Annotated in this window: 12 protein-coding genes; 4 read left to right on the forward strand and 8 right to left on the reverse strand. The window is 72.0% G+C overall.

All coding sequences use genetic code 11. The features are described 5' to 3' along the window. The first annotated feature begins 40 nt into the window (after window positions 1-40). Window positions 41-853, forward strand: coding sequence for an ExeA family protein (locus G4D87_RS13695; protein ID WP_163782509.1), 813 nt, complete (start codon window positions 41-43; stop codon window positions 851-853). 145 nt (window positions 854-998) lie between these two features. On the opposite strand, the gene G4D87_RS13700 is transcribed toward G4D87_RS13695, so the two are convergent. Continuing rightward, complete coding sequence (locus tag G4D87_RS13700) at window positions 999-1,469, reverse strand: Imm52 family immunity protein (RefSeq protein WP_163782510.1); 471 nt, start codon at window positions 1,467-1,469, stop codon at window positions 999-1,001. A 125-nt stretch (window positions 1,470-1,594) separates the two neighbouring features. Continuing rightward, the gene (locus tag G4D87_RS13705) at window positions 1,595-1,963 is read right to left on the reverse strand and encodes a DUF2019 domain-containing protein (RefSeq protein WP_163782520.1); all 369 of its coding nucleotides are present in this window, start codon (window positions 1,961-1,963) and stop codon (window positions 1,595-1,597) included. 5 nt (window positions 1,964-1,968) lie between these two features. Here G4D87_RS13705 and G4D87_RS13710 point away from each other — a divergent pair, with 5 nt between their 5' ends. Beyond that, a complete protein-coding gene (locus G4D87_RS13710) occupies window positions 1,969-5,940 on the forward strand; it encodes a serine/threonine-protein kinase (protein WP_504112558.1) in 3,972 nt (1,323 codons plus the stop codon). Between the two features lie 13 nt (window positions 5,941-5,953). On the opposite strand, the gene G4D87_RS13715 is transcribed toward G4D87_RS13710, so the two are convergent. Next, the gene (locus G4D87_RS13715) at window positions 5,954-6,301 is read right to left on the reverse strand and encodes a hypothetical protein (RefSeq protein ID WP_163782512.1); all 348 of its coding nucleotides are present in this window, start codon (window positions 6,299-6,301) and stop codon (window positions 5,954-5,956) included. Between the two features lie 184 nt (window positions 6,302-6,485). Beyond that, a complete protein-coding gene (locus G4D87_RS13720; protein WP_163782513.1) occupies window positions 6,486-8,099 on the reverse strand; it encodes a sigma 54-interacting transcriptional regulator in 1,614 nt (537 codons plus the stop codon). A 225-nt stretch (window positions 8,100-8,324) separates the two neighbouring features. Between G4D87_RS13720 and G4D87_RS13725 the strand changes: the two genes are divergently transcribed. Then, entirely contained in the window at window positions 8,325-8,717 is a 393-nt protein-coding gene (locus tag G4D87_RS13725) for a DUF3592 domain-containing protein (RefSeq protein WP_163782514.1), read from the forward strand. 25 nt (window positions 8,718-8,742) lie between these two features. Here G4D87_RS13725 and G4D87_RS13730 read toward each other — a convergent pair whose 3' ends face one another. The 4 genes from G4D87_RS13730 to G4D87_RS13745 are packed head-to-tail and all read right to left on the reverse strand — an operon-like array spanning window position 8,743 to window position 19,359. Then, a complete protein-coding gene (locus G4D87_RS13730) occupies window positions 8,743-10,242 on the reverse strand; it encodes a DUF4388 domain-containing protein (RefSeq protein WP_163782515.1) in 1,500 nt (499 codons plus the stop codon). Window positions 10,243-10,261: 19 nt separating this feature from the next. Further along, window positions 10,262-12,112: a GGDEF domain-containing response regulator gene (locus G4D87_RS13735; RefSeq protein WP_163782516.1), complete on the reverse strand. Its 1,851-nt coding sequence runs from the start codon at window positions 12,110-12,112 to the stop codon at window positions 10,262-10,264. A 38-nt stretch (window positions 12,113-12,150) separates the two neighbouring features. Further along, window positions 12,151-13,002, reverse strand: a complete 852-nt coding sequence (dapF, locus tag G4D87_RS13740; protein ID WP_163782517.1) for a diaminopimelate epimerase — start codon at window positions 13,000-13,002, stop codon at window positions 12,151-12,153. A 24-nt stretch (window positions 13,003-13,026) separates the two neighbouring features. Next, entirely contained in the window at window positions 13,027-19,359 is a 6,333-nt protein-coding gene (locus G4D87_RS13745; RefSeq protein WP_163782518.1) for a methyltransferase domain-containing protein, read from the reverse strand. A 104-nt stretch (window positions 19,360-19,463) separates the two neighbouring features. Here G4D87_RS13745 and G4D87_RS13750 point away from each other — a divergent pair. Continuing rightward, window positions 19,464-20,132: plant Invertase/pectin methylesterase inhibitor family protein (locus G4D87_RS13750; protein ID WP_240358256.1), on the forward strand; the 669-nt coding region annotated here is incomplete at its 3' end.

The following is a 20,132-nucleotide window of genomic DNA, read 5'->3' on the forward strand; positions in this document are numbered from 1 at the left end:
CCCTTCGACCCCACCGCCCCAGACTTGGAGTGAGTCCACCATGTCCCAGCAACTGCTCTCCGCCTTCGGCCTCGCCCACCTGCCCTTCACCAAGGAGATTCCCGACGCCGAGCTCTGGCTGCCCCCCTCGAAAGAGGCCGTCGTCACCGACGTCGTCGACGCCCTCGAGTCGCGCCAGTCCGTCCTCGTCGCCGGCGAACCTGGCGTCGGCAAGACGTGCGTCCTGCGCGCCCTGCGCCATCGCCTCCCCAAGGAGCGCTTCCGCCTGAGCTACTGCCACAATGCGACGCTCGGCCGCCGCGACTTCTACCGGCAGCTGTGCCTGGCGCTCGGGCTGCAGGCGAAGGCCACCGCGGCCGCCGTCTTCCACGCCGTCACCACGCACGTGCAGGAGCTTGCCACCAGCCGCGTCCACCCCGTCTTCCTCCTCGACGAGGCGCACCTGCTCCACCCAGACGTGCTCGGCCATCTGCATATCCTTCTCAACTACGACTGGGACAGCCGGCCCCTGCTCTCCGTCGTCCTCGTCGGCCTCCCCGAGCTTGAGGCCCGCCTGGCCACCAGCCTCCACAAACCGCTGCTGTCGCGCCTGCACACGCGCGTGCGCATCGACCCAGTCTCTCTCGAAGACTCCGCTGAGTACCTGCGCCACCGCCTGCGTCTGGCCGGCTGCGACCGCGAGCTATTCCCTCGTGACGCCCTCGCGCTTCTGCACGAGGCAAGCGAGGGCGCCCATCGCGAACTCGACCGCCTCGCCCTGCTGTGCCTGCGCGATGCCGCCCGCCTCAAACGCAAGCTCGTCGACGGTGAGCTCGTCCGCGCCGTGATTGAGCGCGCGCAGCTCGCCGCTTAGCCATTTCCGCCTTGGGACGCCATCATCGACCCTGGTGGCGTCCCGGAGCCGGCCTTGATGGGCATCACGCCCGCTGACGGTCCGCCGTCTCCTGACAGATGCCCATCAACCAGCCGGCTTGCTCGCCCATCAGCAGACGTGCGCGTCAACACACGGCAAAGTCCGGCGCCCAAGAAGTCGCCATGCTTCTCACGAGTCCGGACAGTATCGGGGCCGTCAACACCCGGCCTGCATTCGGCCCTCGGCTGGGGAGGTCGAACACACAGGCATTGCTCACGCGCTCGGAGTAACCACCGCAGGTCACCCTGAATGCACTGCCGTCGTCGTCGTCACTCGCGCCGTTCCACGCGCTGAAGCGGAATCCGAGCTCCTCAACGACCCGGTCCTTGCCTTTGCGAACGAGCGCCTCCAGCGCTGCGCGAGTGGGCTCGATGGGGCGCAGCAATGCGTCCTTCCGCGACTTGCCTTGCCGGAACCATCGGGTGAATGACGGGTCGATGCTCGCCAGAGAGGCGAAGAACGCTTCCGCGCGTTGGGCACACGCCTCCGGGGATTCTCTACGGGCGCCCCAGTAGGCTCCAGCAAAGTACGTTTCCTCGCCCTCAAGACCCGCCATTGCCCCTCCCGGGCGGCGGACGCCGTGCCCAAGCCGCGAGGAGACTTGTCTCCAGTTTCAAGACGGCCTTCGCCCGCTCACCGTGCGTCATGTATCTATGTTCACGGGACTCCGTTACGGACACGTTACCGGGAACTGCGCTCTTCGGGCAGGTCGAGGGCCCAGCGCCCCTCCTCCCAGTTCTTGAGGGTTTGCTGCGCCCCCAGAGCGGCCAGGCCCTCTCCCTTGGCAGCCTCCTCAAGAACGGCCCTGGCCTCTGCGGGTCTGTGCCGCAGCAAGAAGGCCGCTGCTATGACTCGAACATCCATCCGAGGGGACACGAACAAGGCAGCAAGCGCGTCGCGCCCGGCATCACCTCGCTCTCGCAGTTTTGCGAACGCCGCGAACGCCTTGTCCGCGTGCTTGTTGCCAGTCTTGGAGTCCCATCGAAGGATGCAGTCTGTCTGCGCAGCGATGTTCTGCGCGAACTGCTCAACGAGTCTCTCAAGCTCCATCACCAGTGCCCCTTCTTGATTGCACTCAGCCCGAATTCGCGCTGGGCGTCAAACGACTGCGTGTCAGAAGACCTGCGCGCCAATGCGCGGGCGGCCAGCCACAATTCGAAGTCCATGCAGAGCTGCCGCTGGATGCGGCCAGCATCGTGGCGGCGGCGGAGCTGCTGGAAGGCGTGGCGGAAGGCGCACGCGCGTTCTGGGGACGTGCGACGCCAGGCGGTAGGGACTGTGCCGAATCGAGCACCCCTCTCCCCCGGGAGCAAAGCCGTTTTCCCCCGCCACGCGCCAGCCCGTATGCTGGGGCCGTGCACGCGGCGGGGCGATTGAGTGAGACGTACGAGGAGGAGCTCCTCCTCGCGATGGACGAAGGACTGCTCTCCGGCGAGGAGGTGGCGATCCTGCGTGAGGAGGCGCTCCGCCTGCGGCGTGGCCCCCTGGAGCTGCTGCGGGAGCGAGGCCGGCTGTCGGAAGACTCCCTGGTGGCGCTTCGTGGCGAGCTCGCCTCCGAGAGCACGGACCCGGGCGCCGGCCGTCCGCTCGAGGCCGCCACACTGACGCCCGTCACCCCGGGCGTGGCCCCGCCCTCCGCCGTGGAGCCGGACGGCCCCACCTTCCCGGTGCCGGACTGGGACCGCTACCAGCCCGTGCGCTTCCTGGGCCAGGGCGGCATGGGCCGGGTGTTCCTGGCGTATGACCCCATGCTCCGCCGCAACGTGGCGCTGAAGTTCGTGCGCGGGGACGACCCGGAGCTGGCCCGGCGCTTCCTCTCCGAGGCCCGCGCGCAGGCCCGCGTCCGGCACGAACGGGTGTGCGAGGTGTACGAGGTCGGCGAGGTGCGCGGCCGGGGCTACATCGCCATGCGCTTCGTGGACGGCCAGCCCCTGGGACAACTGGCGCGCTCGCTCACGCTGGAGCAGAAGGTGCTGGTGCTGCGCCAGGCCGCCGAAGGCGTGCACGCCGCGCACGGCGCGGGCCTCATCCACCGCGACATCAAGCCCGGCAACATCCTGGTGGAGCGCACCGAGGACGGCGGGCTGGCCCCCTTCGTCATGGACTTCGGTCTGGCGCGCGACTGGCGCGAGGAAGGCGCCGCGCCCAACGCCGTCCAGGGCACCCCGCACTACATGGCTCCGGAGCAGGCGCGCGGCGAGGTGTCCCGCCTGGACCGGCGCGCGGACATCTACGCGCTGGGCGCCACGCTCTACTCGCTCCTCACCGGCCGGCCCCCCTTCACCGGCGCCACCGAGGCGGAGGTCATCACCCGGCTCCAGCGCGAGGAGCCGGCCCCGCCGCGCGCGCTCGACGCGGACATCCCGTCGGACCTGGAGGCCATCGTCCTCAAGTGCCTGGAGAAGCAGCGGCCCGCCCGCTACGACTCGGCGCGGGCGCTGGCGGAGGACCTGGAGCGGTTCCTCGAAGGCGAGCCCGTCCTCGCGCGCCAGGGCCTGGGCTACCGCCTGCGCCGCAAAGCCCGCAAGCACCGGGTGGCGCTGACGCTGGGCACCGCGGCCCTGACGGTGGTGCTGCTGGCGCTCGTGCAAGCGGCCATCGCCCGCGGCGAGGTGGCCGAGCGCGAGCGCCTCACGCGCCGCTTCACCGAGCGGGTGGAGCGCATCGAGGCCTCGGCGCGCTACTCCGCCCTGTCGCGCCTGCACGACACCCGCGAGGACCGGCGCGAGCTGCGCGCCAGCATGGCCACACTGGAGGCCGAGGTGCGCGAGGCGGGTCCCCACGCGCTGGGCCCCGGCCAGTACGCCCTGGGCCGCGCGTCGCTCGTGTTGGATGAGCGGGACGCCGCAAGGAGGCGCCTGGAGGCCGCATGGGCGCAGGGGTACCGCGAGCCCCGCGTGGCCTGGGCGCTGGCGCAGGTGCTGGGGGACCTCTACCAGGAGCGGCTGCTGCTGGACGTGGAGCGCCGCAGCCCCGAGCAGCGCGAGGTCCGCCGCAAGGAGCTGGAGCAGCACTACCGCGACCCCGCCCTGGCCTACCTGCGCCAGGCCGAAGGCCCCGACGTCCCCGTCCCGCCGCTGTACGTGAAGGCGCTGTTCGCCTTCTACGAGGGCCGCCATGAAGAGGCCCTGGCCCAGTTGGAGGCCATGGGCCGCGCGCAGCCCTGGTTCTACGAAGCGCCCCTGCTGCAAGGCGACGTGCTGCTGGCGCGGGCCACGCAGCGCTGGCACCAGGGCGACAAGGCCGGCTCGCAGGAGGACCTGGACGCGGGCCGCCGCGCCTATGCCGCCGCCGTCGCCACCGCGGAGAGCCAGCCGACGGGCCACTACGTCCTGGCGCGCCTGGAGCTGGCCGCGCTGGTGATGGAGCTGTACGGCGAAGGCAACGTGCTGCCCCACTACGAGCGCGGCGTGGCGGCGGCGACGCGCGCGCTCACCGCCGCGCCGGACCACCACCGCTCGCTCGTCGTCCTCTCCCGCCTGCACCGCCGGCTCGCGGAGCAGCGCGCCGGCCAGGGACGCGAGGACGCCGAGCCGCTGCTGGAGAAGTCCATCCGCGCCGCGCGCGAGGCCCTGGCCCTGGCCCCGCCCAGCGACCGCGTCGCCCTGGAGCTGGCCATCACCCACCGGCTGTGGGCCCGCTATCGCCAGGAGCGCGGGCAGGACCCGAGCGAGCAGCTCCGCCTGTCCATCGAGTCTTTCGAGCGCCTGCGCCCCGAGGAGCGTGACTATGCCTTCCACGCCAACCTGGGCCTGACCTACCAGGTGTGGGCGGACGCGGAGGCCGAGCGCGGCGTGGACCCGCTGGAGCACCAGGGCAAGGCGATTGACGCGTACCTCGCGGCCATCCGCGTGCGGGAGGGCCAGGCGGACGCGTGGATCAACCTGGGCAACGCCCTGCGCCGCCGGGCCTCGAATCCACGCGCCACCGACGCCGCGGGGGATTTGACGCGGGCCCGTGACGCGCTGGCGAAGGCGCTGGCCCTCAACCCCGGCAACGTCGTGGCGTGCTTCCGCGGCGCGGAGATTTCCGAACAGCTGGCGCGCTGGCGCTGGAGCCACGGCGAGCCCCACGAGGCCGACCTGGCGCAGGCGCTGGCGCTGTTCCGCCAGGGCCTGGGCATCAACGCGAAGCTGCCCCCGCTGCACAACGGGCTGGGCGCGGCGCTGCTGTGGCAGGCCGAGCAGCGCTGGGAAGATGGCGGCGACACCGAGCCCCTGCTCCAGCAGGCCCAGGCGGCCTTCGAGGAGGCCCGGACGCTGGCCCCCAAGCAGGTCTACGCCCACAACAACCTGGGTGAGGTGTGGACGCGGCGGGCCACCTTCCAGGCCGCGCGAAGGGAGGACCCGCGCCCCAGCGGCCACGCCGCCGTGGAGGCCTACCGGCGGGCGCTCGCGCTCCAGGAGTCAGACGCCGACCTCTGGGCCAACCTGGGGCGCATCCAGACGCTGCTGGCCACCTGGCGCCTGGAGAGCGGCGGCGATCCACGCCAGGAGCTGGCCCGGGCCGAGGAGTCACTGACGCGCGCCACCTCCCTGAACGCACGCATGGGCCACTCCTGGCGCAACACGGGCGAGCTCCGGGCCCTCAAGGCCCGCTGGCTGGCGCGGAGGAACACCGCACGGGAAACGGACTTCGAAGCCGCGGCCGAGGCGTTCCAGCAGGCCCTGTCCCTGGAGCCCCAGCGCCACGACTACCGGCTGGCGGCCGCGCGCTTCCAGCTCACCTGGGCCGAGTGGCGGCAACGCGCTGGCGCGGACCCGGGGCCCTTGCTGTCCCGAGGCCTGACGCTCGTGGACGAGGTCTTGAAGGCCCGGCCCGGCTGGGCCCGCGCCCTGGCGCTGCGTGGCGGCGTGCTGACGGCGCTGGCGGACACGCCCGCCGCCCTGGCACAGCGGCAGGCGTGGCGCACCGAAGGCCAAGAGGCCTTGCGGCAGGCACTGGCACGCAATCCCCTGCTCGAGCCCGAATGGAGGAGCCGGCTCGTCGCGGCCCGCGAGCCGCTGGCCGGCCCTCCAACGCCCTGAAGCGGACCGGGGATTAGAGCTCCGGCGGGTCCGTCGTCACGTCGAGGTTGCCGTTCTTCGTCTCCAGTTCGCTGCCCAGGCGCGACGACCCGGAGGAGGGCGAGACCTCCACCGTGAACGCATACGTGCCGACCGCGGCCGACTCAGAGACCGGGTCGTCCTTCGTCTCCTGCAGGCTGGAGGAGTTGTCCAAGGAGATCGACGCCGTGTTGTCGAGGCACGTCGGGGGCTGCACCACCGCGCTGGTGACACCACTCGACGTGTCGATCCAGAAGCGGACGGTATCCCCGTGCCGGACCTTGTTGCTGGGGATGTAGCTCAGGTTCCCCGACTTCTTGATGACAACGGTGACGATGGCCATGGGCCGTGGCTCCTGTGCCCCACTGGGGCGGGTGATGAACTGCTGTCGTGACTGAACTGCAGGCACCGTACCAAACAGGTCGGGCGCGGGGCGCGCTCGAAGGAACGCGTCGGGTGACGTCTTCCGGAGGCACCTGGACGCGTCAGCCGAACCCACCAGGTTCGGGTTGACGTGTCAGCCAGCCCTACCCACCGCTGAGGCCCAGCTCCCGCACGCGTCGCTGGAGCGCGCGCTTGGAGACCTCCAGCCGCTGCACCATCCGGTCGAGGTCGCCCTCGCACTCGTGGAAGCAGCGGGTGATTTCCTCCGGGCTCAAGTCCCGCGCGGTCCGCAGCAGCGAGCTCTTGTCGATGAGGACGTAGACGGACGGCCGGGGAATGCCCAGCCAGTCCGCGGTGGCCTTGAGGTCCCAGGAGCAGGCGCGGAGGGCCTCCAGCAGCTCCTGCTCGCCCACGTCCGCGGGCTTGCGCCGCGGGGCCTTGGCGCCGTCCCCCTCCTCGTCGCCCGTGCGCACGGTCAACGGACGTCCGGGGACGGGCTGCGCGTCCGCGTCCAGCACCTGCTCCAGCCGCGCATCGGCGCGCAGAACCGGCGTGCCCCGGCTGCCGATGACGAGCTGACGGGTGACGTTGCGCAGCTGGCGGATGTTGCCGGACCACGCATGGCGCACCAGCCGGACGGCCAGGGCCGCGGGCAGCCAGGGCTCGGCGCGCGCGTCCGAGGACGTCAACTGACTGCCCTCCCCCATCGCCTCCAGCTCCTGTCGAGCGAAGTGGTGGAAGAGCAGGCCCACGTCCTCGCGGCGCTCGCGCAGCGGAGGCACCAGGATTTCGAAGCCGGCCAGCCGGTGCAGCAGCGGGGCCTTGAAGGTGCGCTCCTGGATGCGGGCCTCCAGGTGCGCGTCCGTGGCGGACACCAGCCGGACGTCGACGGGCACCGGCGTATGGCCACCCACCGGATAGATTTCGCCCGTCTCCAGCACGCGAAGCAGCGCGGCCTGCACCTCCGGCGGCGCCTCGCCGACCTCATCGAGGAAGAGCGTCCCACCCTCGGCGGCGCGGAAGTAGCCCTCCCTGTCCCGGCTGGCGCCCGTATAGGCCCCGCGCTGCGCGCCGAAGAGCTCCGCGGCGACCAGCTCCTTGGCGAGCGCCCCCAGGTTGACGCTGACGAAAGGCCCGGCGCGGCGCGGGCCGCTGGCGTGGATGGCGCGCGCCACCAGCTCCTTGCCCGTGCCCGTCTCGCCGCGGATGAGCACCGGCACGGCCAGGTCGGCCACCCGGATGATGTCCTCGCGCACGCGGTGGACGCCCTCACCGTGGCCGACGATGCCCAGGTCCAACACGCCCGGCTGACGGAAGGACGAGGCCAGGTGGAGCAGCAGCACCACGCGGTCGGCCAGCACCAGCGGCACCCCGGCGGACAGCTCCTCCCGGGAGAACTCCCGGCCCCCCGCGACGGGCTCGTTCGCCACCCGCACCTGGGTGCCGTCCTCCGGCACCAGCATCCGGAGGCCGCCTCGCGGTCCGGGCTCGAACTCCACGGGCTTGCGGCTGAGGAAGGGGTCTCCCAATGGCAGGGCCATGAGCCCCCCGGGCCGGGAGAAGTCCGGCGCGTTGCGGGACAGGGCCGCCGTGCGCCCCTGGGAGGCCAGCACCTCCAGCAACAGCCGCTCGCCGATGCGCTGCGGCTGGGGATGGGACACAATCGTCAGGGCGGGCACGGAGAGCGCCACCGGGCTCTGCCCGGCCTGTGCGCGGCCCGCGGTGGTCGACATGTCTGCGGCGGTTTTCTGCTGCATGGGGATTCGTGTGAGTCCTGGGATACCCGCTGAGCCTACACCTCCGGACGCCCGAGCGCTGGGTTCATCCACCGGGGAAACGACGTGAGAATCCCATGGGTTGGGGGACTTCGCTTCCCCGGTGCGCACGACGCCTCACCTGCCAGGTCCTTTCCTGTCGTCCACCGCGGTGGACGCTTAAAAAGACGCTCTCCCGTAGCGGCGGCGCTCGCACCGAGGTGATTCGTGGACGAAGGGCTCCTGCAGTTCCTCCGGAATGACTACGTGGTGCTGGGCGGCATCGCCGGGGTGGTGCTCCTCGCGTATTTCGGCTTCATCCACTTCCTCGTCCAGGCCGAAGCGAAGAGAGCCCACCTCCGGCACACGGGCCTCGCCGCGGAGGCCACCATCGTCACCGTGACGCACACGGTGCTGAGCTACGAAGGGAACGACTTCTACCTGCTCGAGCTGGACGTGAAGATTCCATTCAATGGCCCGTACCCGGTGCGGCTCTTGAGCCGGACGCATGATTGGAACATCGGCTCCGTGAAGCGCGGCCTGCAGCTCGAAGTGCGCGTCGATCCGGACAACCCCCAGCGAATCGCCGTCGTGGGGCCCCTCAAATCGTGGAACGAGTGAGCCTCCGCGCCTGCGCGGCCTCGCGCTAGACGATGGACGCGGCGGCCCGCTGCACCTGGGGCACGCCGGGCAGCGTGGGCGCCGGGTTGAGCGCCTGGACCAGCAGCGAGCGCAGCGCGTCCGCCAGGTCATCCGCCGCGCCCAGCGCCCCCGCCGGAGCCCCCTGCAACGCGGCGGGGACCTCCGCGCCCACCACCACCACCGGCATCCGGACCTCCCAGGCCAGGTAGTGCGCGAGCCGCACCGAGGGCTCGGCGACGTCCATCAACAGCGCGCCCATGGCGCCCGCCGTGAAGGGACGCCACAGCGGACGCGCCGCCTCCGCGGGGGGCAGCACGCAGAAGTCCAGGCGCAGCACCTCGCTGAGCACCAGGCGCCCCAGCGTGCCGAAGCCACTCTTCACGGCGGAGGGCTCGGCGGACAGCGCCTCCATGCCGGGCATGCGGGAGAGGATGCGCCGGGCGGCGCTCGCGCCACTGCCACACACGAAGATCTTCGCGGTGGCCACCTTCGCGGGGGCCCGCGTGCGGAGAATCCGGCCGCGCAGCGCGTGCACCTCCGCCGCGCCCAGCAGCTCACCGGACGCCGCCTCCACGCCGTCCCCATCCGCGGCCCTCGCCACGCCCCGCTGCATGAGCGTGGAGAGGACGTTGAGCACCTCCAAATCCGTGGCCGGCGCCAGGTCCAGCACCTCGCCCAGGGCGCGTGGCTGGCGGAGCAGGTCCACCACCTGCTGCGTCACCGGGTGCTGGTCTCCCTGCAGGTCCGCGTCCGGCGCCAGCATCAGCCGCGTGTGGCGCGGCGGCAGGCCGGGCATCAGCCGGTTCACCTCGTCCGACTGGCGCATGCCCTCCAGCAGCGAGTCATCCATGCCGCGGTTGATGCGCGGACGCGCCGTGTTCCCGCCGGGAGAGAAGGTGAACGTCCCATCCACCCACGCCAGCAGGCGGAACAGGGCCTTCTCCCCCTCCACGCGCCCCAGCTTCGCGTTCACCGGGCGGCCTTCGACGACGGAAATCTCACCCCGGTCGTTGCCGCGCTCCAGCGTCAGTCGGCCGCTGCGCCGGTTCATGCCCAACAGCTGCATCAAGTCCGGGATGCTGAGCTGGCTGAGCGAGCCTTCGATTTCCTGCTGCTCGCTCTTGAGGTCCTTGGCCGCCTCGCTTCGCCGGAAGATGTGCTCGATGCGGCTGAGCACCTCGTCCAGGTTGAAGGGCTTGCGCAGGTAGCCGTCCCGCAGGCCGCGCAGCCGGTCCGACTCGAAGCTCGAGGTGGTGAGCACCACCGGGATGTCCTCGGTGCGCGGGTTGGTGCGCAGAATCTGGATGAAGGTGCGCGCGTCCAGCAGCCGGCAGCCCTCGTCGAACAGCGTGAGGTCCGGGTGGCGCAGCACGGCCACCTCCAGCGCCCGCGAGCCGTCCGGCGCGTAGTGCACCTGGTAGCCCTTGGTGCGCAGCGCGCGTGACAGCGAGCGCACGGACTCCAGGTCGGGGTCGGCGATGAGGATCTTCCGGACCAGGGCCACGGTGGCGCTCCGCTTCGTGTCAGTAGGGCTGCAGGTCGTATTCGGCCTGCAGCTTGGAGATGAGCCCGTCCACCACCGCGGTGTCCGAGGTGTGGAACCCCCACGTCGCGCCGTGGCCCCGCCGCTGGATGAGCGCGTAGGCCGCGTTCTCGGAGAGCCAGAGGATGAACTCGTGCCGCGCGATGCGGTCGTCGCCCTCCAGGAACACGGGCGTCAGCGCGGGGTGTGACTCCAGGTCGACGCGGCGGCCCAGCAGGTAGATGCGCGACGACAGGTCGGGCGGCGCGGACTCCAGCCCGGCGGCGATGTTCAGGTCCGTGCGAATCTCCGGCCCGCCCACGTACAGCAGGCCACGCGAGCCCGGGTCTCGCATCATCTCCCGGGCAATCTCCGCCTGGAGCTCGTCGAAGAGGACGTCGGACACCTTGCCCCGGCGGCTCGGCTCGGAGCGCTCGTCCACCGGCAGCCGGGGACTGTTCGGCGTGCCCAGCAGCAGGTCCACCTCGTCCCAGAAGGGCAGCCCGTCCAGCATCAGCCGGCGCTGCAACGACGCGCGCCGCTCGTCCATGCGGCGGCGGCAGCGGTGCACCAGCTCGTCGAAGTCCTCCCCGTCCTTGGGGAAGGTGCTGGCCCCGCCCACCAGCGCCAGCGGGAGGCGCTGGTCCACCTCCATGGCCTCGGGCTCCTCGCGCACGGCGGCCACCGCGCGGCGCACGAACATCAGCGCCCCGAAGAAGTCCGTCTCCGGCAGCAGGAGGTAGAACTCCTGGTCGCTCGCCTTCGCGATGACGTCCGAGTCGCGGATGATTTTGCTGAGCGCCTTGATGATGCCGCGCACCGCCTTCTTCGCGTCCGCCGCGCCCTGGCGCACGCGCACCAGCGGCAGGTTGTCGATGGAGAAGGTCAGCAGGGAGAACGTCCGCCCGTAGCGCCGGGCCTTGTAGATTTCCTTGGACGCGTAGTCGGTGAAGTAGCTGAGGTTGTACGCCGCCGTCTCGCGGTCCCTCAGGCCCAGGCGCTGGAGCGCGAGCATCTTCCGGCCGTTCTTCAGGCCCACCGCCGCGAAGTCACCCAGCACGCGGGCATCGCGCGTGTGCTCGGGCCGGAAGTCCCCCGACAGCGGGTCGGAGAGCTGCGCCAGTCCGACGACCTCCCCCGACGCCACCAGGGGCACGTACATCACCGCCGAGCGCTCGTCGCGCGCCATCCACGGCTGGGCCTCCCGCAGCCGCCCGGACAGCGGCCCCTCCGGGCTCATCTTCTCCGCGAGGAACTGCCGGTCCAGCAGCCCGCGGTAGGCGCGCAGCACCAGGTCTCCCCGGTCGTCCACCACCCACAGCGCGGCGCTCTGCGCGTCGCAGATGGCCGCCAGCTCCGAGGTGAGCCGCTCCTGGAGCCACTCCAGGTCGGGATGGGACAGCAGCTCCAGGCAGCGCTGGTGCAGGTTGTGGAAGCGGGCGAACTCCAGGTTCTCGTCGCGAAGCTGCGTCCGCTCGCGGCGCAGGGACGCGCGCTCCAGGGCCCGGTCCACGGCCAGCAACATGTCGTTGGCGTCCACCGGCTTGGTGAGACAGTCCGCCGCGCCCGAGCGCAGCGCCACCTCCGAGCCCCGGATGTCGGTGCGCTGGCTGACGAGGATGACCTCCTGGTCGGGGTCCCGCTCGCGCAGGCGCGCGGTGAGGGCGAAGCCGTCCACGCCCGGCATCACCACGTCGGTGATGACCAGGTCGAACGAGGTACGGGCCGCCTCTTCGAGCGCGAGCGTTGCGTTCTCCACGGCCACCACGCGATGCCCGTTATGCGTGAGCAGGTCGCTGGCGAGCTGACGGAAGAACAGGTCGTCGTCGACGACGAGGATGGGTCCGGCCACGGCGCGTTCTGACCTGGGGGCGAGAGGAACGCGGGAGGTTACCGGCCCGAGGCAACCGCGACAACGCCCTCGAAGACGAAGGCCACCGGTCCACGGAGGCGGATGTCGGACAGGTCGGCGGGGACGCGGATGCGCAGGTCTCCTCCTGGCAGGGTGACGCGCAGCCAGGCGTCCGCCGGGAGCCGGTTGGCCAGCACGGCGGCCACGGCGGACGCGCAGGCGCCCGTCCCACAGGCCTGGGTGAGGCCGCAGCCTCGCTCCCAGACCACCACGGTGAGGCCGTCCGAGTCCACACGGACGAACTCCACGTTGGTGCGGTCCGGGAAGGACGGGTGTTGCTCCAGCAGGGGCCCCAGGCGCGAGGCGTTCTCCAGCGGCTGGTCCAGGAGGACCATGTGGGGATTGCCCATGCTCACCGCGTAGGCGCGCAGGGGCGGATGGCCCGGCACGACGGCATCGAGGAAGGGCTGGCCGGTGACGCCCGAAGGCAGGTTGGGGGCGACCAGCCGGGCGGGGCCCATGGAGATGTCCACGGCCACCACGCCGCCTTCCCCATACTCGGGGTAACAGGTGAGCACGCCCGCCCCGGTCTCCACGTCGAGGTGGCCCGGCGTCTGGCCCGAGTCGTCCACCAGGAACTTCACCGCGCAGCGCAGGCCGTTGCCGCACATCTCCGCGATGCTGCCGTCCGCGTTGTGCACGACCATCCGGGCGACGCCACGCTCGGAGGGCAGCAGCGCCAGCACGCCGTCCCCGCCGATGCCCAGGCGCCGGTCGCACATCCACCGCGACGTGGCGGCGTCGATGTCCTCACCGGAGCCGCGCCGGTCCAGCACGACGAAGTCATTGCCCAGGCCCTGATACTTGAAGATGCGCTCGCGAGCTTCCACGGGCGCAATCCTAGTCGCGAGCGGCTATTCGCGCTCGTCCGGCTTCGGGGGAGCTTTCTGGGGCGGCAGGTCCAGCGCGGGCACCGCGCCTCGGGGACGCCGCGCCGGGGCCTTGGCGCCCTGCTCCGTCCCGGCGAGCTCGTTCCTGGCCGGTTCGGGCGCGGCCAGTGGGGCGAGGCTGTCCGCGCGAGCCGCCAGCCGCTGCGCGGACGCCAGCTCGGCTTCGCGGTCCGCGAGCTTCTGCTGGAGGTCTTCCACCAGGGATTGGAGGAGCTCCATCTCCGCGGCCAGCTCCAGCACGTCCTCGGGCTGGGAGGACACCTTGAGGGACTCCACGGTGGACAGGAGCTCGGTGCGCTCCGCCTCCAGCGCGTCCACGCGGGCCTTCTGGGACTGGAACCGGGCTTCGAGGTCCCGGAGCTGCTCATCGAGCTGGGAACGCTCCGTCTGGAGCAACGCGAGCTGCCCCGCGGCGCTGCCGTCGTGTTGCTGGAGCTGCTGCTTGGCCACTTCGAGCGCCTGGGCCAGGCGGGTGCGCTCGGCACGCTCGGCGTCGAGGATTCGGACGGCGTCGGTGGACGCGGCTTCCAGGGCGGTGACGCGGCCCTCGAGGCGGACCCGGGCGGCGCGGGCGACGGACAGGTCGGACTGGAGGCGCTCGCGGTCGGAGTCCGCGCGGGCGAGGCGCTCCTGGGCGGCCTGAAGCGTGGCCGCCCGCGCCGTGGCGGCGGTCAGGTCGGCGCGGAGTACTTCGAGTTGGGACGTGAGCTCGGCGACGTGGGATTCCAACGTGGCCCTGTCGGCCTGGGCGCGGTCCGCGGTGTCGGAGAGCTGGGCCGCGCGGTCGCTGGCCTCTGCTAGTTGTGCGTTGAAGCTCGCGGTGGCCTCGGCGAGCCGCGATTCCAGGGCCGCTTGCTGTGCTTCGAATCGGGCATCGAGGTCGGCCAGCCGGGTCTCGGACTCGGCGCGCTGTGCCTCGGCGTGGGCCACGGTTTCCGCGAGCCGGGCCTCAAGTTCGCCACGCTGCGCTTCTGCGTGGGCCGTGACTTCCGCCAACTGAGCTTCCAGGGCCGCGCGTTCGGCCTCGGTGCGAGCAGCAGCCTCCGCGAGCTGCTGCCCCGACTCCGCACGTAGAGCGTCGGAACGAGAGACAGCGTCCGCGAGCCGCGCTTCGAGCTCGGCGCGCTGAGCGTCGGAACGCGCGACGGCGTCCGCGAGCTTCCCTTCAAGTTCGGCGCGCTGGGCCTCCAGCTCGCTACGAGCGCGCGTCAGTCCCTCCGCGGAGTCGGTGAGCTGGGCCTCCAGCGCAACCGCCCTCGCCTGCTCCGAGGCGGCGACCTCGGTCGCGCGGGCCAGCTCGTTCCGCAGCGTCTCCAGCGCGGCACGCTCGGCTTCGAGCGAGTTCTCCATCGCGGTGGCCTTGCCCGCGAAACGCCGCGCCGTCTCGAGTTGCACCATGAGCAACTCGGCGTTCTCCCGCTGCGCCGCGAGCCGGTCCTGCGCATCCACCAACTCGGCATCGAGCCGGGCGATGTGCAGGCCTCGCTCGTGCAGAGCCGCCATCGCGTGTTGGAGCTGAGCCCCCAGGCGCATGGTCTCCTGCCTCGATGCGCCCAGGTGCGCCAGCTCCTGCTGAGCGGCTGCCAAGGCCGTCCGTTCGCGGTCTCGCTCCGCCGCCAGCGCTTCGATTTCGCCCTGTTGCCGCTCCGCCCGAGCAAGCGCGTCGTCCAGCGCACGCTCGACCGAGGAGAGCCGCTCCTGCGCGGCGGCTTCCTGCCGGGTCAGCGCCTCGCGAGCCTCGGTGGCGGCCTCACTGACACGGCCCGCCTCCGCCTCACGCTCCGCGACCTGTTCACGCAGTTGGGTGACCTGCGTCTCCAGCGCCTCGATGATGCCCGCACGTTCGACAAGCTGGGCATCCGCCGCGCTTCGGGCCGACTCCAGGTCCGCCAGGGACTGAGCCAACGCGACCGCACGCGCCGCGTCCGACTCCTGCGCCGCGCGAGCCTCCGAGAGCCGGGACTCCAACGCCGAGCGCTGTTCCTTCGCGGTGTCCTCCGCCCACGTCCGCTCCGACTCCAGCTGCGTCACGGTATCGCGCAGCTCCTGCTCGCGCGCCTCGGCCGCCAAACGCTGCGCTTCGAGCGCGCGCTCCTGCTCGGCCATGACACGTTCGGCGGCAGCCAGGCGCTCCTGCCGGGAATGGTCGCGCTCGGACGTCTCGGTGCGCAGCGACTGAAGCGCGGACTCCGCATCGGCTCGCGTGCGCTGCTCGGCTTCGAGCAACGCGCGGGCCTGCGCCAACGCGGCTTCGGCCTCGGCACGGTTCTGCTGTTCGGACTCCAGTGCCGAGCGAGTCTGTCCGAGCGCGGCGCCGGTATCAGCGCGCGTCTGCTGCTCGGCCTCGAGCGTCGCACGAGACTGCGACAAAGCAGACTCGGCCTGTGCGCGAGCCTGTTGCTCCGCCGCCAGCGCCTCACGGGCCTGGGCCAGGGCGGCCTCGATGGCCGCGCGAGCCTGCTGCTCCGCCGTGAGCGCGGACACAGCTTCGCTCCGGGCCTGCTGCTCCGCGGTGAGCGTCTCACGAGACCGCGCCAGGGCGGTCTCAAGCTCGATGAGCGTCTGCTGTTCCGCCGTCAGCGACTCACGCGACTGCGACAGGGCCGTCTCAAGCTCGGCACGAGCCTGCTGCTCCGCCGTCAGCGCCGCGCGAGCCTGAGCCAGAACGGACTCAGTCTCCGCGCGAGCCTGCTGCTCCGCGGTGAGCGCGGACACAGTCTCACGCCGAGCCTGCTGCTCCGCCTCCAACGCCGCGCGAGCCTGTCCGAGGACGGCCTCGGTCTCCGAACGAGCCTGCTGCTCCGCAGTGAACGCCTCGCGAGACTGAGCCAACATGGCCTCGGTCTCCGACCTGGCCTGCTGCTCCGCCGCGAACGACTCACGAGACTGAGCCAACATGGCCTCGGTCTCAGCGCGAGCTTGCTGCTCCGCCGCGAACGACTCACGAGACTGAGCCAACATGGCCTCGGTCTCGGCGCGAGCCTGTCGCTCCGCCGCGAACGACTCACGAGACTGAGCCAACATGGCCTCGGTCTCGGCGCGAGCCTGTCGCTCCGCCGTGAACGCTTCGCGAGCCTGTGCCAGAACGGACTCAGTCTCCGAACGAGCCTGCTGCTCCGCCGCGAACGCTTCGCGAGCCTGTGCCAGAACGGACTCAGTCTCCGAACGAGCCTGCTGCTCCGCCGCCAGCGCCTCACGGGCCTGGGCCAGGGCAGCCGCGGTCTCCGCCCGAACCTGCTGCTCCGCCGCGAACACCTCGCGCGACTCCGCCAGCACGGCTTCCGTCTCAGCGCGCGTCTGCTGTTCCGCCGTCAGCGCCGCGCGCGCCTCGGCCAGGGAGGCTTCGGCATCGGCCAGCGACTGCTGCTCCGCCCCGAGCGTCGCCCGGAGCTGGGCCAGCGCGGCTTCAGCCCCCGAGCGGGCCTGCTGCTCCACGCCAAGCAGGCCCTGCACGCGAGCCAGCTCGGCTTCGCCCTCGCCGCGCCCCTGGCGTTCGACGTCCAGGTCCGTGCGAGCCTGGGCGAGCGCCTCCTGCGCCCGGACACGCTCTTCACGCTCTGCAGCCGCCTCGGCTTGAAGCCGGGTGACGACCTCGTCCGCGCCAAAGGCCCGCTCCCGCATCGCGGTGAGCTCCGCGGCCAGCCGCTCACGCTCCTCACGTTCGGAAGCAAGCGCCGTCTGGCCCCGAGCCTCGTGCCGGACCAGCGCCTCCTGGGCGGAGACCAGCTCCGCCTCGGTCCGCGCGCGCAGCGCCAGCGCCTCATCCAGGCGAGCCTGAACCCCTACAAGCGAATCCTCCGCCTGAGCCCGCCGCTCCGCCTCCGCGGTGAGCGCCGCCTCCAGCCGCGCGCGCTCCTGCCCCTCCACTTGAAGCAGCGCCTGCGCATCCCCGAGCGCCGCCTCCCACCGGGCGCGCCGCTCCTCCTCCGAAGCCAGCGCCTCCCGCACCTGGGTCAGCGTCTGGCGAGCCTCCTCCAGCCCAGCCCGAGTCTCAACGAGCGTCGCCTCGGCATCGCCGCGCCGCGCCTGCTCGGCCTCGAGCTGCGCACGCAGCGCCTCCAACGCCCGCGCCCGCCCCTCCTGCTCGGAGTCCAGCGAGCTCCGGACCTCCGCCAGGGAGGTCTCCAGGTCCGTGCGCCGAGCAACCTCCGCGTCCAGCGCCTCACGGGTCCGCGAGAGCGTGGCCTCGGCCTCCGTCAGCCGCTGCGCCGCGCCCTCCAGCTTCCCACGCGCCAGCCGCAGCGCCTCTTCCACCGCGGCCCGGGCCTCACGCTCCGAGTCCAGCTCCCCGCGAGCGCGCCCGAGCTGCTCCTCCGACACCTGCCATTCCTGGTGCGCGGACTCCAGCTCCTCGCGAGCGGCCTGAAGCGCGGACTCCAGCTCCGCCGCGCGCTCCGAGGACTGCCGCCCCGTCCGAGCGTGCGAGGAAGCCTCGGCCTCCAGCTCCACCACGCGCCGGACCAGGGCCGCGCGCTCCTCCGCCAGCTCCTGCCGCCGGGCCTCGACCTCGCCCTTCGCGGAGACCTCATCGAGGACCTGCCGCTCCAGCGCCGTCGCCCGAGCCCGCGCGTCCTCCAGCTCGCGCTCCGTCTCCAGCGCCTGCCCCAGACGCTCCTCGGTCCGAGCGCGCTCCGCCTCCAGCGCCTCCAGCCGCTGCGAGGCCTGATGAAGCGACTCCTCCCACTTCTGCGCCGTGGCGCGCGCGGAGGCCTCCGCGTGCGTCAGGGCCTCCACCTCCTGGCCCAGGCGGGACTGCGACTCGCGAGCGGCGGCCAGCTCCGTCTCCAGGCCCCGGACCTCCGCCTGAAGCGACTCCAGCCGCGACTCCGCGTCCTTCCGAGCCCCCTCCGCCGAGGCCGTCCGCTGCCGGGCGTCCACCAGCTCCCGAGCCGTGCGCGCCAGCTCCGCGTCCTTCACGGAGACGGCGGCGCCCGCGTCCCGGGACGTCTCCGCCGCCCGCGCCGCCTCGGCCTTCAGGTGCTCCACGGCCGCCAGGGCCGCCGAGTACTGCTCCGCGATGCGCAGCTCCCGCTCGCGCGCGGCCTCCGCGGCCCGCCGGCGGTCCTCGGACTGCTCCACGGCGCGCTCGGCCGACAGCCGGTCCCGCTCACGCTCGATGCGCAGCGTGGACTGCTCCTCCTGGAGGTCCCGCACCTGCGTGTACGCCTGCGTCAGCCGCTCGCGAGCCTCCTCCAGTGAGGCCGCCGTCTCCTCCCGGCGAGCGCGCTCCAGCCGCAGCGCCTCCTGGGCCGCCAGCACCTGCACGTCCGCGTCCGCCTGGGAGCGCTGCGCCGCCTCCACCTCCAGCCGCTGCGCCGCCAGCCGCCGGTCCGCGTCGGCCAGCCGCTCCTGCGCCACCTGGAGCTCCAGCTCGCGGCGCCGCAGCTTGCCGGACAAATCATCCCGTTCGCGCTGCGCCTCCTGGCTGCCCCGCGCCTGCTCCAACTGCGCGGTGAGCCGGGCCACCTCATCCCGGGCCGTCTCCAAGGAGGGACGCAGCGACGCCGCCTCCGCCTCCCGGTCCGTCAGCTCCGCGCGGAGCTTCGTCAGCGCCTCCTTCAGCCGGCCGCTGCGCTCCTCCCAGGACTTCGCGCGCGCCACCACCTCATCCAGCTTGCCGCGCGTGAAGGCCAGCGGCTCGGGAGGCAGCTGCACCCACGTCGGGTCCACCACGCGCGCCGGGTCCTGCCCCGCCACCACCAGGAAGTAGGCGGCCTCGCTGTGGTTCACCAGGGTGCCGTCCACCTGGAGCCCTTCACCGCGCTCGAAGGCGAGCTGGTAGCCCAGCACCGGGGACTGTGTGGCCACCTCCACCTGGGCGAAGTGAACCGACAGGGCGTCCAGGAGCTGACCATAGGTGGGCGGCACGCCCTCCTCGGCCTCCAGCAACTGGGGCAGCGCGAGCCCCGCGACGTTGCGCAGGCCGCCCACGAGGAAGCCCTGCTTCGTCACCAGCCGCGCCAGCTCCGCCAGCAGCTCCGGCGCCTTCACATAGGGCGCCAGGTCCGCGACCAGCACTACATCGAAGCTGCCCGACTCGAAGTCGTCGTAGACGTTGGCCCGGAAGCGCAAGGCGGGACCGCCGTGCGCCTTTTGAGCGGCCTCCACGGCCGCTACATCCCTGTCGCACGACACGACCGCGCGGGCGCCTCGCTCCACGAGGAAGCGCGCGCTCTCGCCCCCGGTGGAGGCCACCGCGTCGACTTCCAGGACCCGTCGACGGGCGAAGAGGCTCTCCGCGAAAATGTAGCGGGGCAGCAGCTCGCTGGGCCCCAAACGGCGGAATGTGTGGTGCATCGGTGTGTTCGGGAGTGGGAGTATACCCCCGGGCAGGCGCGCCCCAAGTTAAGCGCCGGGGCCGGAAATCGGCCTCGCGCTCGCACGTCAGGAGGGCAGGCGACATGAACGGAACGGCACAACAGGGATTCGGCTATCGGGCGCGGCGGACCTTCACGCGGCTGATCATCTTCACTCTCATCCTGGGCCTGGGCGGCGTGGTCGTCTTCCTGCTGTCCCAGCTCAACGCGCGCACCTTCACGCTGGCCCTCCATGACGGGCAGTTGGTGGTGATGAAGGGCCGCAACGCCCCCATGGGCGCCGTGCCCTATCGGACCGGGGACCCGCGGCTGGCGGATGCCTACGCGCCCGTCTCCATCGAAGGCCAGGACGTCTCGGCGCTCCTGACGCGCAAGTTCACCGACCGGGACGAGCTGGACCAGGCCCTGTTCCCCGTCCTGGAGGGCCTGGCCCGGCCGCGCATCGCGTCGGACGAGCCGGCCCGGGTCGACCAGGGCCTCTACTACCTCCGCCGCGCGGAGAAGCTCTCCGGCATCACCGAGGAGCAGCGCCTGACGCTCCAGAAGCACATGGTGGACGTGGCCTACTACCAGGCCCGGCAGAAGCTGGAGGACGCCCGCCGGCTGGTCAGCGAGGCCCTCACCCAGCTCAAGCTGGCCGCGGAGAGCCAGAGCCGCCACGCGCGCAGCGCCAACCAGATGATGGCCGCCGTGGCCCCGCCGGCCCGGGAGCTGGAGGACTCGCTGCGGCGCGCCGTGCACACCCTCAGCCTG

The organism is Myxococcus vastator (assembly GCF_010894475.1).
In the GTDB taxonomy this organism is placed as follows: Bacteria; Myxococcota; Myxococcia; order Myxococcales; family Myxococcaceae; genus Myxococcus; species Myxococcus vastator.

Bases quoted from the DNA above. Each gene is read 5' to 3' on its own strand.
- G4D87_RS13695 (WP_163782509.1), top strand. From the start codon at position 41: ATGTCCCAGCAACTGCTCTCCGCCTTCGGCCTCGCCCACCTGCCCTTC.
- G4D87_RS13700 (WP_163782510.1), bottom strand. From the start codon at position 1,469: ATGGCGGGTCTTGAGGGCGAGGAAACGTACTTTGCTGGAGCCTACTGG.
- G4D87_RS13705 (WP_163782520.1), bottom strand. From the start codon at position 1,963: ATGGAGCTTGAGAGACTCGTTGAGCAGTTCGCGCAGAACATCGCTGCG.
- G4D87_RS13715 (WP_163782512.1), bottom strand. From the start codon at position 6,301: ATGGCCATCGTCACCGTTGTCATCAAGAAGTCGGGGAACCTGAGCTAC.
- G4D87_RS13720 (WP_163782513.1), bottom strand. From the start codon at position 8,099: ATGCAGCAGAAAACCGCCGCAGACATGTCGACCACCGCGGGCCGCGCA.
- G4D87_RS13745 (WP_163782518.1), bottom strand. From the start codon at position 19,359: ATGCACCACACATTCCGCCGTTTGGGGCCCAGCGAGCTGCTGCCCCGC.